At 70.3% G+C, this 16,157-nt stretch carries 4 protein-coding genes; all 4 read left to right on the top strand.

Going from position 1 to position 16,157, the window contains the following annotated elements:
• The first annotated feature begins 112 nt into the window (after positions 1 to 112).
• The 4 genes from O3I_RS46600 to O3I_RS32305 are packed head-to-tail and all read left to right on the top strand — an operon-like array spanning position 113 to position 16,084.
• Positions 113 to 13,465: a non-ribosomal peptide synthetase gene (locus O3I_RS46600; RefSeq protein ID WP_014987231.1), complete on the top strand. Its 13,353-nt coding sequence runs from the start codon at positions 113 to 115 to the stop codon at positions 13,463 to 13,465.
• The gene (locus O3I_RS32315) at positions 13,462 to 14,454 is read left to right on the top strand and encodes an ATP-binding cassette domain-containing protein (protein WP_014987230.1); all 993 of its coding nucleotides are present in this window, start codon (positions 13,462 to 13,464) and stop codon (positions 14,452 to 14,454) included. Before O3I_RS46600 ends, O3I_RS32315 begins: the two co-directional genes overlap by 4 nt.
• Positions 14,451 to 15,269: an ABC transporter permease gene (locus O3I_RS32310; RefSeq protein WP_014987229.1), complete on the top strand. Its 819-nt coding sequence runs from the start codon at positions 14,451 to 14,453 to the stop codon at positions 15,267 to 15,269. Before O3I_RS32315 ends, O3I_RS32310 begins: the two co-directional genes overlap by 4 nt.
• On the top strand, positions 15,269 to 16,084 hold the full coding sequence (locus O3I_RS32305) for an ABC transporter permease (RefSeq protein WP_014987228.1): 816 nt from the start codon (positions 15,269 to 15,271) through the stop codon (positions 16,082 to 16,084). Before O3I_RS32310 ends, O3I_RS32305 begins: the two co-directional genes overlap by 1 nt.
• Positions 16,085 to 16,157 lie beyond the last annotated feature (73 nt).

The raw sequence follows: 16,157 nt of genomic DNA, 5'->3' as shown, positions 1-16,157 counted from the left end.
TCGGTTCAGAATGAACCTGTCGCGAAGCTGTGCGGCAGGTACTACCACTACCGCGAAAGCCAGCGGCGGTCACAGCCGCGCAGCTGTGAGCGGTAAGAACGTAGGACTATTCATGCAACAGCCTTCCCTCGCCCCCGTCGAGACCGCTACCGGTCTGCCCGAAGGCGCCTTCCCGCTCTCGGCGGCTCAGCGCGGCATCTGGTTCGCCCAGCACATCGCCGGCGACACTCCCATCTCGATCGCCCAGTACGTCGAGTTGCGCGGTCCGATCGAGCTCGACCTGCTCGCCCGGGCGGCCCGGCAGGCGGGTCGCGAATTCGGCACCGGCTATCTGCGGTTGGTCGAGGTAGCCGGTCAGCCGTTCCAGTTCGTCGACCCCACCCTGGACGACAACCTGATCACGCTGGACCTGCGCGGCGAGCCGGATCCCGAGGCTGCCGCACACGCCTGGATGCGCACGGAATACAACGCGCCGCTCGATCTCACCCGCGACCGGCTGGTCCGGGTGGTGATGCTGCGGCTCGCCGCGGACCGCTGGTACTGGTACTCCCGCATCCATCACATCGTGCTGGACGGCATGGGCGCGCTGACCATGGTGCAGCGCACCGGGGAGCTGTACAACGCGGCGCTCGCGGGCAAGGAGCCGCCCGCGGCCAAGGCCGAGGATCTGCGCAAGATCGTCGAGGCCGATCTCGCCTACCGCACCTCCGAGCGGTTCGCGGCCGACCGTGAGCACTGGCTGACTCACCTGGACGGGGTGGCCGATCCGGTCAGCCTCGCGGGCCGCACCGCCGAGGTCGACGCGCATCCCAGTCGCGTGGCCGGTGCGCTGCCTCCGGACACCGCGGTACTGCTGGATTCCGTTGCCAAGGGTGCCGATTCGGGCGTCGCGCCGACCGTGGTCGCCGCCTTCGGCGCGTACCTGGCGGCGATGACCGGCGCCGCCGAAGTCGTCCTGAGCCTGCCGGTTTCGGCACGCACCACCGCGATCCTGCGCCGTTCCGGCGGGATGATCGCCAATGTCGTGCCGCTGCGGCTGCGGCTGACCCCGGCCACCACGGTGGGCGAGGTGATCCGAGCCGCGCAGGGTGAGCTGACCAGCGCGCTGCGCAGGCAGCGGTACCGGCAGGAGGACATCTTCCGCGACCTGGGCTGGTCGATGGACGAGGCCGCGTCGTTCGGCCCCTCGGTGAACCTGATGATGGTGGACACCAGGATTCAGCTCGGCCCGGTGACCGGGCGGTTGCACGTGCTGACCTCGGGTCTGATCGATGACCTGTTCCTCAATTTCTACCCCGGCGTGGGCGGCGAGAGCACCCACATCGACTTCCAGGCCAACGCGAACCTCTACAGCGACACCGAATTGGCCGCGCAGCACCGGCGCTTCCTGCGCTTCCTGCACGAATTCCTCACGGCCGGGCCGGATGCGGCGCTCTCGACGGTGCCGGTGGTGTCCGAGGCAGAGCGAGCCGAACTGGTGCCCGCCACCGGGGCCGCGGCTGTGGCCGCCCGAACGCTTCCCGAAATCCTCACGGCCGGAGCACGACTCGATCCGGACGCGATCGCGATACGGGCCGGCGACGTCGCGCTCACCTACCGGGAGGTCGACGAGCGCACGAATCGCCTCGCCCGGGTGCTGATCGCGGTGGGGGCCGGACCCGAACGCGCCGTGGCGATCTCGATCCCGCGCTCACTGGAATCGGTGCTGGCCACTCTCGCCGTCGCCAAGACCGGGGCGGCGTTCGTCCCGATCGACCCCACCTATCCGGCCGACCGGATCGAGCACATGGTCGGCGACAGCGGCGTCGTCGCGGGACTGACGGTCGCCGCGGCGCGGGCCGTGCTGCCGGACCGGGTGCACTGGTTGATCCTCGACGACGCGGACACCAGTCGCACCGTGGCCGAACAGGACTCAGCCGCCGTGACCGCCGCCGAACGCACCGGCGCGCTGCACCTCGACCAGATCGCCTACCTCATCTACACCTCGGGTTCCACCGGTCTGCCCAAGGGCGTGGCGGTGTCGCATCGCGGACTGGCGAACCTCGCGACCGGCTCCGCCGCCGGATTCGGCGTCACCGCGGACTCCGTCGTCGCCCATGCGGTTTCGCCGAGCTTCGACATCTCCGTCGAGGAGATCCTGGTGACGCTCGCGACGGGCGCCACCCTCGCGATCGTGCCGCCCGCGGCCTACGCGGGCGAGGAACTGGCCGAGGTGCTGCGGGCACACCGTGTCACGCACTTGAATGTCACTCCGGCAGTGGTCGGTTCGCTCGACCCGTCGACCCTGCCCGAGCTGCGCACGGTGATCGTCGGCGGCGATGCCTGCCCGCCGGAGCTGGTGACCAAGTGGGCGGGCCGCACCCTGCTCAACGGCTACGGCCCCACCGAGACCACGGTGACCGCGACCCTCAGCGGACCGATGGTGCCCGACGCGCCGGTCACCATCGGTGGCCTGGCCCGCGGCGTCACCGCGGTGGTGCTCGATCCATGGCTGCGGCCGGTACCGCCCGGCACGCTGGGTGAACTCTATCTCGCGGGCCCCGGTCTGGCGCGCGGATACCACCGGCGCAACGGGCTCACCGCAGGCCGGTTCGTCGCCGACCCGTACGCTGCGGGCGCGCGGATGTATCGCACCGGCGACCTGGTGCGCTGGCACCGCCACGACGACCGGCTCGAGCTGGAGTACCAGGGCCGCAGCGACTTCCAGGTGAAGGTGCGCGGCTTCCGGATCGAGCTGGGCGAGATCGATGCGGCGCTGCAGCGACTGCCCGAGATAGATTTCGCGATCACAATCGGCGCCGAGACCGGCACGGGCGCGACCGCGCTGGTGTCCTACGTCCTGCCGCGGCCCGGCGCCGAGGTCCACCCGGAAGCGTTGAAAGCGGCTGCCGGAGAGACACTCCCGGCCTACATGGTGCCCTCCGTGGTGATGGTGCTGGAGCACGTTCCGCTCACCCCGCTCGGCAAGGTGGACCGCAAAGCACTGCCCGCACCGGATTTCAGCACCCGCGCGCTCGTCAGCCGGGCGCCGTCCACGCCGCGCGAGCAGACCCTCGCCGCGCTCTTCGCGGAGGTGCTCGGCCTCGACCAGGTCGGCGTCGACGAGAGCTTCTTCGCGCTCGGCGGCGACAGCATCGTCTCCATTCAGCTCGTGTCGCGGGCGAAGGCCGCGGGCCTCGGCCTCAGCGCGCGAGATGTGTTCGAGCGCAAGACCGTTGCCGCGCTTGCCGCCATCGCGACCGAGGTGCCGTCGCAGGTGGTGCACGAACTCTCGGGCGGTGGCGTCGGCGCGGTCGAGCTGACCCCGATCGTGCACGCCATGCTGGCGCAGGGCGATACCTGGCCCCGTTTCGCGCAGGCGGTACTCGTCGGCCTGCCCGCGAACTTCGAGCGGAAACAGGTCGTCGCGGCGGTGCAGGCACTGCTGGACCGGCACGATCTGCTGCGCTCCGCACTGCGCCGGACCGACGACGGCTGGTCCTGGACGGTGGCCGAACCCGGGGCCATCGATGCCGAGTCCCTCGTCGAGGCGGTGCGGGTGGACGCGGACCCCGCGGCGAGCGCGGAACGCGAATTGCAGCGCGCCGCAGACCTGCTCGATCCGGCGGCGGGCGTGGTCGCCCGTTTCGTCCTGCTCGAAGCGGACGAGCCCGCGCTCTGGCTGGTGCTGCACCACCTGGTGACCGACGGCGTCTCGTGGCGCATCCTGCTGCCGGACCTCGCGACCGCCGCGATGGGCGGCACCCTCGCGCCGGTCGGCACCTCGTTCCGGCGCTGGGCGCACGGCCAAGCCGAGCAGGCCGCCGAACGCGCCACCGAACTGCCGCTCTGGCAGGACATCCTGGCGACGCCGGACCCGGCTTTCGGCGCCGCGACCTTGGATCCCGAGGTCGATGTCGTCGCCACCATGGCCCAGCGGCAGACGGTGATCGTCCCGGAGATCGCGGCCGCCGTGCTGACCACCGCGCCGGACCGATTCCATTGCAGCGCAGACGATGTGCTGCTGGCCGCGCTCGCCCTGGCGGTCGGCCGGTGGCGGGACCGGCACGCGACGCTGTTCACCCTCGAAGGCCACGGCCGGGCGGAGGAGATCCTGCCCGGCGCCGATGTCGCGCGCACGGTCGGCTGGTTCACCAGCGTGTATCCCGTGGCGATCGACCTGACGGGGATCGACCTGGACGAGGCGTTCGCCGGTGGGGCCGCGGCAGGCGCGGCCATCAAGGCGACGAAGGAACAGCTGCGCACGGTGCCGGACAAGGGCATCGGCTTCGGCATGCTGCGTTATCTGCACACCGAGTCCGCCGCGGCGCTCGCCGCCGGTCCGACCCCGCAGCTCAGCTTCAACTATCTGGGCCGGGCCACCACCGGCGCGGACGCGGGACCTTGGCTGCCGCAACGCTTCACGGCGACCCAGGACGATCGGGCGCCCTTGGCCGCGGTCGTCGACATCAACGCCGTGCTCACCGACGCGGGCCTGGAGGTGACCTGGGCCTACGCGTCCCGGCTGCTCGCCGCCGCCGAGGTGGACCGGCTGGCCGAGTGGTGGAGCGAGGCGCTGCGCGGGCTCGCCGCGCACGCGACGAGCGCGGGTGCGGGCGGGCGCACGCCCTCGGACTTCGAGCTCGTCCCGGTCACCCAGGCCCAGATCGACACCTGGGAACGCGATTACCGCGACCTCGCCGACGTCTGGCCGCTCTCGCCCCTGCAATACGGCCTGCTCTTCCATGCGCTGTACGACTCGGACACCGCCGACGGCTACACCGTGCAGTCCCTGCTCACCCTGGCGGGCACCGTCGACGCGGCCCGATTGCGCACCGCCGCACAGGCATTGGTGACCAGGCACGAGAATCTGCGGGTCGCCTTCGTGGAGACCGACGACGGCCCCCGCCAGCTCGTGCTGGCCGCGGCCGAGATCGGCTGGCACGAGGTGGATCTGACCGGTCTCGCCGATCCCGAGCAGCGGCGGCGCGAGCTCGACCGGGTGATCGCGCTCGACGCGCACACCCGATTCGAACTCACCAAGCCGCCGCTCATCCGGTGCACGCTGATCCGGACCGACGCCGAGGAGTATCGGTTCGTGCTGACCAATCACCATCTGGTGCTGGACGGTTGGTCGACGCCGCTGCTGGTGCGCGAACTGCTGACGCTCTACGTGACCTCGGGTGATGCGAGCGCGCTGGCACCCGCGCACTCCTACCGCGAGTTCCTCGGCTGGCTGCGCGAACAGGACAACGAGGCCTCGATCGCCGCGTGGCGGCAGTCGCTGGCCGGCGTCGACACCCCCACCCGCGCGGTGCCCACCCTGGCCGGGATCGAATCGACCGAGACCGGGATGCTGTCCACCGATCTGTCCGCCGAGACGGTCGCCCGTCTGGAAGCCGCCGCGCGCGAATCCGGCGCCACCGTCAACACTCTGGTGCAGGCGAGCTGGGCGATGCTGCTCGCGATGCGCACCGGCCGCACCGATGTGGTGTTCGGCGGCACCGTGTCCGGGCGTCCGCCGGAGCTGGCCGGTGTCGAAGAGATGGTCGGCCTGTTCATCAACACGCTGCCCGTGCGGGTACAGCTCGATCCGGCCGAGAAGGTGGTCGATCTGCTCGCCCGGCTGCAAGCCGAGCAGGCTCGGTTGCTCGATCATCAGCACGTCGGCCTGGCGGCCATCCATCAGGCGGTGGGGCTCGCCGAATTGTTCGACACACTCACGGTTTTCGAGTCCTACCCGATCGACCGCGAGGCCCTGTCCCAGGCACTGGACATCGCGGGCATGCGGGTGCTCGAGGTGGAAGGCACCGACGCCACGCCGTATCCGTTGAACCTCATGGTCATTCCGCTGCGCGGCGACAACGGTCGCGACACCCTGCGGATCACCTTGAAATTCATGGCCGACCAGCTCGAGCCCGCCGCGGCGCGACCGCTGCTCGACCGCTTCGTCCGGCTGCTCACCCAGCTCGCCGACAATCCCCGGGCGCTGGTCTCGCAGGTGCAGTACTGCGACGCGACCGAGCGCGCGGCGCTGCTGCCGGTGCACGGGCCCGAATCGCTCGCGCTCAGCACACTTCCGGAGATCCTCGCCGCGGGGGCGGCGATCGATCCCGACGCCATCGCGGTCAGCGCGGGCGAACTCACCATGTCCTACGGCGAACTCGACGCCTGGTCCAATCGCTTCGCGCGGCTGCTGCTGAGTCGCGGTGTCGGCCGCGAGGTTTTCGTGGTGCTGGCGCTCACCCGCTCGCTGGAGTCGGTGGTGGCGGTGTGGGCACTGGCCAAATCCGGCGCGGCCTTCGCGCCGCTGGATCCCAACTATCCGGTGGAGCGGATCGAGCACATGCTCACCGACTCGAAGGCGCCCATCGGGGTCACCGTGACCGCGACCGGCGAGACTTTGCCCGGCAGCATCGACTGGCTGCTGCTCGACGATCTGAACACGATCCGCCGGGTGATGACCGTGTCCGCCGATCCGATCACCGACGACGAACGCGGCGGCCCGATCGACCTCGACCAAACGGCCTACCTCATCTACACCTCGGGCTCCACCGGCAAACCGAAGGCGGTGCTGCTCAGCCACCGCGGCATCGCGAATCTCGTGTCCGCCCAACGGGAAACACTCGCCCTCGATCCGACGGCGAGCGCCCTGCAGGTGGCCTCGCCCAGCTTCGACGCCTCGGTCTTCGAACTGCTGAACGCGCACGGCGCGGGCGGCAGGCTCGTGGTGTCGCCGCCGGACGTCTACGGCGGCGCCGAGCTGGAACAGCTGCTGCGCACCGAACGGGTGACGCACGCGGTGATCACGCCCTCGGCGCTGGCCACCATGGAACCCACGCGGCTCGACCACCTGCGCGTGCTCGCGGTGGCCGGCGAGGCGGCCACCCCCGAGCTCATCGAACGCTGGTCGGTCGGGCGGCGGATGGTGAACCTGTACGGACCCACCGAGTTCAGTATCTGGGCGACCGGCCCCGCCGAACTCGTCGCGGGCGAGCCGATCACCATCGGCGGCCCGATCCGGGGCGCCGCCACCATGGTGCTCGACACCTGGCTGCGGGCGGTCCCGGTCGGCGTCGCGGGCGAGTTGTACCTGGCCGGACCGGCGCTCGCCCGCGGCTACTTCAACCGTTTCGAGATGACCGCCGGTCGCTTCGTCGCCGATCCCTATGGCGCACCCGGCGCACGGATGTACCGGACCGGGGACATGGTGCGCTGGGTCGTCGGGCAGAGCGGCGACTACGAACTGGAATACCTGGGCCGCAGCGACTTCCAGGTCAAGATCCGTGGCCTGCGCATCGAACTCGGAGAGATCGACGCCGTGCTGTCGCGCGACGAAGAGGTCGAGTACGCGGTGACGATCGGCCGCGCCGGGCCCGCCGGCGCGACGGTGCTGGTGTCCTACGTGCTGCCCGCTCCGGGCGTGCGGCTGGACACCGAACGGCTACGCGTCCGGGTTGCCGGTGAGCTGCCGGGATACATGGTGCCCGGCTACCTCGTCGTGCTCGACTCGATTCCGCTCACACCGGTCGGCAAGCTGGACCGCAAAGCGCTTCCGGTGCCCGACTTCTCGGACGCCAACCGGCCGTACCTGGCTCCCCGCACGCCGGTGGAACAGGCGGTGGCCGCGGTGTTCGCCGACGTGCTCGGCACCGAACGGGTCGGCGTCGACCAATCGTTCTTCGAACTCGGCGGCAACTCATTGAGCGCGACCAAGGTTGTCGCACGGGTCAATTCGACGCTCGGCTCGACCATCGCGTTGCGCGACCTGTTCGACGCGCCCACCGTCGCGCAGTTGTCCGCCCGCGTCGTCCCCGCCACCGACGGTGCGCCGGGCCGGTTCGCGCTCGCGCCGCGCATCCGCCCGGACCGCATCCCGCTCTCCCCTGCGCAGCAGCGGATGTGGGTGCTGAACCGGCTCGACCCCGGCTCGCCCGCCTACAACATCGCTGTCGCACTGCGGCTCACCGGCGCGCTCGACCTCGACGCGATGCGCCACGCGTTGACCGATGTGGTGCGCAGGCACGAGAGCCTGCGCACGATCTACCCCGCGGACGCGGACGGTCCGCGCCAGGTGATCTTGAACGCCGAAGCGGCGGATCCCGTGCTGGTCGTCGTCGACACCGAAGACGGTGCCGCGCTGCGTACTCGGATCAATGCCCTCGCGGGTACCGGCTTCGACATCGGCCACGAACCGCCGCTGCGAGTCGGCTTGTTCTGTGTCACAGCGGGTTCCGTCGCGGCGAGCGACACCACGCGCGTGGCGGGGCCGGTGTCGTCCGGTGCGGTCGGCGGTGCTCCGGCGGTGTCGTCCGGCGCGTTCGCGGGCGTGCCCGCGGTGGCATCCGGTCACTCCACCGCCGAGCCGTCGCCGGTCACCGAGGCAGCGGTGCACGTCGTCGTCCTGGTGGTGCACCACATCAGCGCGGACGGCGCGTCGATGGCACCGCTGGCCACCGATCTCGTCGCCGCCTACTCCGAGCGCGCGGCGGGAGCCGACACCACTCGGGTGCCGCTGACGGTGCAGTACGCCGATTTCGCGCTGTGGCATCGCGAGGTGCTCGGCAGCGAGAACGATCCGGAATCCCTGGCGGCACGCCAGATTCGGTACTGGACCGAGACCCTGGCCGACGCCCCCGAGGTGCTGGAGCTGCCCGCCGATCGTCCGCGCCCGGCCGTGCAATCGATGCACAGCGCCGATGTCGAGTTCGCGATCGAAGCCGAACTGCACAGTGCCCTGGTCGAGTTCGCAGCGGCGCAGCAGGTGAGCCTGTTCATGGTCGTGCACGCGGCCCTGGCCGTGCTGCTGGCCCGGCTCGGCGGCACCGACGACGTGGTCGTCGGCACGCCCGTGGCGGGCCGCGGCGAGGCCGCGCTGGACGAATTGGTCGGCATGTTCGTCAACACGCTCGCGTTGCGCACCGCGGTCGATCCGAGGCTCGGGTTCGCCGAGTTCCTGCATGCCGTGCGGACGGCCGATCTCGACGCGTTCGCCCACGCCGACGTGTCCTTCGAACGTCTCGTGCAGGCGTTGAATCCGGCTCGGTCGACGGCCCACCACCCGCTGTTCCAGGTATCGCTGTCGCTGCAGAACTTCGTCGAACCGGTGCTGGAGCTGCCCGGACTGCGGCTGGAGGTGGAGGACTTCGACCGGCGCGCTTCGCAATTCGATCTGACTCTCGATCTGCGCGAACGCTTCGACGGGTCCGGCCCGGCGGGCCTCGCCGGTGTCCTGACCTACGCGACGGACCTGTTCGACGAGGCGACCGTGTTCTCGTTCGTCACCCGCTGGCGCCGGATCCTGGCCGCGGTACTGGCCCGGCCCGACGTGCGGCTCGCGGATATCGAGCTGCTCGACGAGCAGGAACGCGCGCAACTGGTTCCGGTGCGCGGCTTCGACAGTGTCGCAACGACAACGCTGCCCGCCTTGCTCGCGGCCACCGTGGCTCGGTATCCGCAGCGACCCGCCGTGGTCGCGGCCGGTGACACGACCACCTATCGTGAACTCGACGCGCACGCCAACCGGCTGGCCCGGCTCCTGCTCGCAGCGGGCGCCGGACCGGAAACCGTGGTGGCCCTGGGCCTGCCGCGCTCGCCCGACCTGCTCACCGGCATGTGGGCGGCGGCGAAGATCGGCGCGGCCTTCCTACCGGTCGACCCGAAACACCCGATCGAGCGCATCGATCACATGCTCACCGATTCCGGTGCGCGCGTGGGGCTCACGCTGCGGGCCTATCGGGACCTGCTGCCGGACAGCACCGATTGGCTGGTGCTCGATGATCTCGACGTCGTGCAGCGGTGGTCCGCCGCGAACGCGCGTCCGGTGCGCGACCACGAGTTGCCGCGACCGATCCGGCTGGACAATCCCGCCTGGCTCATCTACACCTCCGGCTCCACCGGCACCCCCAAGGGCGTGTCCGTAACGCACCGCGGCATCGCCGATTTCGTCGCGGCCCAGGGCGATCTGCTCGACCTGGACGAGGAGTCGCGGGTGCTGCACGTCGCCTCACCGAGTTTCGACGCGTCGATTCTCGAGGCGCTGATGGCGTTCGGCTGGGGCGGCGCTTCGGTCGTCTCACCCGCCGATGTCTTCGGCGGCGGTGCGCTGGCCGAATTGATCGACGCCGAGCACGTGACGCACGTGATGATCACGCCGTCCGCGCTCGCCACCATCGATCCCGCCGGCGTGCCGGAGGTGCGGGTGCTCGCGGTGGGCGGCGAGGCGGTCGGCGCCGAACTCGTCGAGCGGTGGTGCGGCCACCGCCGCGGGCTGCGAATGGTGAATCTGTACGGGCCGACCGAGTTCACCGTCGTGGCGACCGGTGCCGCGGTGCGCGTCGGCGCGCCCGTCTCGCTCGGGCCGCCCATTCGCGGCGCGGCGGCCATGGTGCTCGACGCCAGGCTGCGGCCGGTCCCCATCGGTGTCGCGGGCGAGCTCTACCTCGCCGGGCCCGCGCTGGCGCGTGGCTACCACGCCAGGCCGAGCCTGACCGCCAGTCGATTCGTGACGAATCCCTATGGCGCGCCGGGTGAACGGATGTATCGCACGGGCGACCTCGTGCGGTGGACGCCTGCCGATACGCGGACGGCGGACGGCGGGCCGGTGCTGGAGTACCTCGGCCGCACCGACTTCCAGGTGAAGGTGCGCGGGCAGCGGATCGAACTCGGTGAGATCGATGCGGTGCTCGGCCGGGCGGACGGCGTCGATTTCGCACTGACACTGGGCGTCACAGGGCCCGCGGGCACCACCGTATTGGCCGCGTATCTCGTCCGGAAGCCCGGTGTCGAACTCGACCTCGCACAGATCCGCGAGTTCGCCGCCGAGGCGCTGCCCGGCTACATGGTGCCATCGGCGTTCGTCGTCCTGGACGAGATCCCGCTCACCGCGGTCGGCAAACTGGATCGAAAAGCGTTGCCCGCACCGCAGTTCAGCGCCGAGGAGACCGAATACCGGGCGCCCCGGACCGCGACCGAGGAAGCCTTGGCTCAGCTCGTCGCCGGTCTGCTCGGACTCGACCGGGTCGGTATCGACGCGTCGTTCTTCGAGCTCGGCGGCGACAGCATTCTCGCGATCCAGCTGGTGTCCCAGGCGAAGCAGCGGGGCATCGAGTGCACGCCGCTGCAGGTGTTCGAGCACCGCACCGTCGCCGCGCTCGCCGCGGCCGTGGACGGGGCCGGTGCGGTCGCACCGCTGACGGAGCTGCCCGGCGGCGGCGTCGGTGACCTGCCGCTCCCGCCGACGACGCGGTACCTGCTGGAGCAGGACAGCGGTTTCCTGCGCGCCGCGCGCATCGCGACACTCGAGCTGCCGATCGGCATCGAGCGTGCACAGCTGATCACCACCCTCGCGGCGGTGATCGACCGGCACGACATGCTCCGGGCACGGCTGCGGCACGCGGGCGGCGACTGGCGGTTGCAGGTCGGCGAACCCGGCTCGGTCGAGGTCGGCGCACTGGTGCGCCGGGTCGAGTTCGATGCCGCGGCCGATGCCGTCGATCTGCGCGAATACGTGCTGGCCGAACTGGACTCGCCGGCCAACCGGCTGGACCCGGCGAACGGCGTTGTGCTGCGGTGCCTCTGGCTCGATCCGGTCGGCGACGCCGGCGCACGGACCAGCGCCGGTCGTCTGCTCGTGCTGGTGAGCCGGCCGCTGATCGACGATGCCTCGTGGGAGATTCTGCTGCCGGACCTGATGGCGGCGTGGGCGCAGGTGCGCGTCGGCAACACCGCGGTGCTCGCCGAGACCGGCACGTCCATGCGCCGGTGGGCACATGCGCTCACCGACGAAGCTCACAGCGCCACCCGCGTTTTCGAGCTCGGGTATTGGCAAGGTGTGCTCACCGGCGCGGACCCGACGATCGGCAGCCGGGCACTGGATCCCGCCGTCGATCGGACGCGTCGGCTGCGCACCGTGCGCTGCGAGGCGTCCGCCGAGGTCACCACGGCCGTATGCGCGGACCTGCCGAGACTGTTCGCGGCCGAGACCGAGCACGTCCTGCTGACCGCGCTCACGCTGGCACTGATGCGCTGGCGGGTCCAGCGATCCGGGGAAGCGGGCACGGATACGCTGCTGCGTCTGGCGGGACGGGGCAGGCAAGTCGACGCCTTCCCCGGTGCGCGCTTGTCGCGCACGATCGGTTCGCTCGCCGGGCACTATCCGGTGCGACTCGAACTCGGGCAGGTCGACGTCGACGCCGCGTTCGCGGCCGGTCCGGTGCTGGGCACGGCGATCCGTGCAGTGAAGCAGCAGCTGAACGCGGTGCCGGACAACGGGATCGGTTTCGGTCTGCTGCGTTATCTCAACCCGGACACGGGTGCCCGGCTGCGCACCGCCAAAGGTGCACCGGGACAGATCGGCTTCCGTTATCGCGGAGTTGGATCCCCGGCCGATGCCCCTGCCGGACTCGATGGCTTGGGGTGGACACGGACCGACGAGTTCGGTGCCTTGCCCGCCGCGGCCGAGGCCGACCTGCCCGTGCTTTCGGTGCTGGAGGTGCACGCGGTAGTGGTCGACGGCAAGCTGCGCGCGGACTTCACGTTCCCGCAGACCCTGCTGCACCGCGCCGAGATCGCCGGGCTGGCCGGCCTGTGGCTCGACGCGCTCGGTGCCGCAGCCGAATTCGCGCGCACCCCCGCCGCCGAGCTGGCGGCGGCGGAGGAAGCGGCGGCGATCGCGGCGGCCCGGCCCGCGCTGGACCTCGCGCTGGGACTGGACGTCGTGTTGCCGATCCGGCAGGACGGTACCGAGCCCGCGCTGTTCTGCATCCATCCCTCGTCCGGAATCTCCTGGAGCTACTTGGGATTCGCCCAGGTACTGCGGCCGGGGCGGCCGATCTACGCCCTGCAGGCACCGGACCTCAGCGGCCGCGAACCGTCGCTGCGCTCGATCGAAGAATTCGCCGAGCGGTATGTCCGCGAGATCCGGGCGCTGCAACCGTCCGGGCCGTACCACCTGCTCGGCTGGTCCTTCGGCGGCGTGATCGCGCACGCCGTCGCCGCCCGGTTGCAAGCGGACGGGCACCGCGTCGGCCTTGTCGCCCTGCTGGATTCGGATACCGCCGACGTCGACGGTGCGGAGGTCGAACAGCTCACGGCGGGGGCCTTCGTCAACAGTTTCGGCGCGATCTTCGGGATCCACGATGTGCCCGCCGAAGCCACCGCGAGCGAAGCGGCCGAGCGCATCCGCGCACGGCTCGGCGGCCTCACGCTCGTCGACGCGGCCATGATCGAGCGACTGACCGAGTCGTACAACGCGGCCGCCCGCTCCCGCGCGGGGTATCAGCGACCCGTATTCGACGGCGACCTGCTGTATTTCAGCGCGACGGTCGACAGCTCCGACATCGTCGGACCGGACGGCTGGCGGCCGTACGCGACCGGTTCGGTCGTCAACCACGACATCGAGGTCACGCACAACGAGCTGACCGCACCACACGTGCTGCCGATCATCGCGCGCGTGCTCGACGAACATCTGGAAGGACAACAATGAATTCCGAGCAGGGAGTGGTGGTCGAGGGCATCGAGAAGTCGTTCGGTGCCGTACAGGCATTGCGCGGCGTCGATTTCGTGGCGACACCGGGCGAGATCCTCGGCATCCTCGGTCCCAACGGCGCAGGCAAGACCACCACGGTGAACATCCTCTCGACGCTCATCGCCCCCGACCGCGGGCGCGCGCTCGTCGCCGGGCACGACGTCGTCACCGACCCGGCGGCCGTGCGCCGCTCCATCATGTTGACCGGGCAGTACGCCGCGCTCGACGACATGCTCAGCGGCTACGAGAATCTCGTGATGTTCGGCAGGCTGATGGGGCTGCGCAAGCGCGCCGCCCGAGCCCGGGCGGACGAACTGCTCACCGAGTTCGATCTCGTCGGCGCGGCGGGACGCCGGGTCGGCACCTACTCGGGCGGCATGCGACGACGCATCGATATCGCGTGTGGCCTCGTCGTCCGTCCGGACGTGGTGTTCCTCGACGAGCCGACGACCGGTCTGGATCCCCGCAGCAGGCAAGGGGTTTGGGATCTGGTGCGCAGCTTCAAGAAGGCGGGCATCACCACCCTGCTCACCACCCAGTACCTCGAGGAGGCCGACGCGCTGAGCGATCGCATCATCGTGATCGACCACGGCGTGGTGATCGCCCAGGGCACCGCGGACGAGCTGAAATCCCGGACCGGCGGCAGCTATTGCGAGGTGGTGCCGCTGGACCTGACCGACCTGAACGTCATCGCCGCTGCTCTCGGACCGCTGCTGCCCGCGGAGAATCGAGCCGCGCTGACCCCGGATTCGGATCGCATCACCATCCCCGCACCCGACGGGGCCAAGACGCTCGCCGAAGCGTTGCGGCGGTTGGACGGGGCCGAGGTGGAGCTGGTCGACATCGCGTTGCGCAGGCCGTCCCTCGACGACGTGTTCCTGCAGTTGACCGGACACCTCGCCACCACCGACGAGGCGAAAGCCGTTGACGTGGAGGCGGTCTCATGACCACGGGAGCATGGCTCGCCGACGTCGGCGCGACACCGGCCCGCGCCCGGCAATGGTGGGTACTCACGTCCCGACTGATCGTGCCCTCGGTCAAAACCGGTGAGGTGCTGACCTCGATCCTCGCACCCGCGACGTTCACCGCGGGCTTCTACATTCCGCTGAAGACGGTGATGACATTCGCGGGCACCGGATTCAGCAGCTACGCGCAGTTCATGATGCCGCTCGTCGTGCTGCAGGCCGCCGCCTTCACCGCCATCTCGGCCGCCTTCCGCGCGGCCACCGATTCCGTCGCCGGACTCAACCGGCGCTTCGGGTCGATGCCCGTCGGCCGGCTCGTGCCGGTCTCGGCGCGGATGTCGGGCAACATCTTCCGGCTCGCCCTGTCGCTGTGCGCGGCCGTCGCGTGCGGGCACGTCATCGGATTCCGGTTCTATCTCGACACCGCGCACACCCTCGGCTTCCTGCTGCTGTCGATGCTCATCGGCACCGCGTTGACGCTAGGCGCGGACGTGATCGGCACCCTGTCCCGCAGTCCGGAGGCCACCACGCAGGCATTGGTGCTGCCGCCCTTGATCTTCGGCATGCTGTCGACGGGATTGGCTCCGGCACACCAGTTTCCGGCCTGGGTACAGGCGTTCGTCCGCAACCAGCCGGTATCGCAGTTCGTCATCGGCCTGCGCGCGCTGGCCGGCGACTCGCTGGGCAACGCGGGCCAGGTCACCTGGTCGCTGATGGGGCCGTCGCTGGCCTGGACCGCCGCGATTCTGCTCGTGTGCATACCGCTGACCATCCGGTTGAGCGCAGGGAGGGCATGATGGCACTGCTGGCCGATCGAAGCGAAGGCGTGCGCGCCTCGGAGGTGTCGTCCGCTGCGCTGTTGCGGCACACGCTGATCCAGACCCAGCGGCTGTTGCTGCGCTGGGCGCGCAACCCGGTCACCCTGCTGGAGGCGCTGATCATCCCGTGCCTGCTGCTGATCATGCTGGAAACGGTGGTGGGCGGCCAGATCCAGCGTTTCACCGGCGAAAGCGCGCTCTACGGTTCGGTGCCGATGGTCACCATCGCGGGCGCCGTCTCCGGCGCCGTCGCATGCGGGGTGCTGCTCGGCCGGGAACGGGAAGCGGGGCTGCTCGCCCGCTTCTGGGTGCTACCAGTACATCGGGCGTCCGGTCTCGCGTCCCGCATCGTCGCCGAAGGCTGCCGGATCTTCGCGGGCACCCTCGCCATCATCCTGGTCGGGTTCCTGCTCGGCTTCCGCTTCCACCAAGGGTTGCTGCCCACGCTCGTATTCCTGCTCATCCCAGTGCTTTTCGGCTTGGCCTTCGCGACCGTGGTCACCTCGGTCGCCGTCTTCAACGCCAAAGCCGCACTGGTAGAGGGGATCACTATCCTCACCTCGCTGATGATGTTCTTCAGCACCGGTTTCGTCCCCCTGGCCGCCTACCCCACCTGGATCCAACCCGTCGTCCGCAACCAGCCGATGTCCGTCGCCGTCGACGCCATGAAAGCCCTCGCCCTCGAAGGCCCCCTCGCCCGCCCCCTCACCCTCACCTTCGCCTGGTCCCTAGGCGCCATCGTCCTCTTCGCCATCCCCGCCACCATCGGCTACCGCCGAGCCAGCAGGCGGTGAGTCTGCGTAGAGCGGGTTGAGACAGCCGATCGGGGCGGCGGCGCGGAGCGGACATGGAAAACGGCGGCAGAGG

The sequence above is a fragment of the Nocardia brasiliensis ATCC 700358 genome (genome assembly GCF_000250675.2).
GTDB classification, from domain to species: domain Bacteria; phylum Actinomycetota; class Actinomycetes; order Mycobacteriales; family Mycobacteriaceae; genus Nocardia; species Nocardia brasiliensis_B.
Note: the sequence above shows the minus strand (reverse complement) of the source record. Positions and strands in the feature narration are given on the sequence as shown.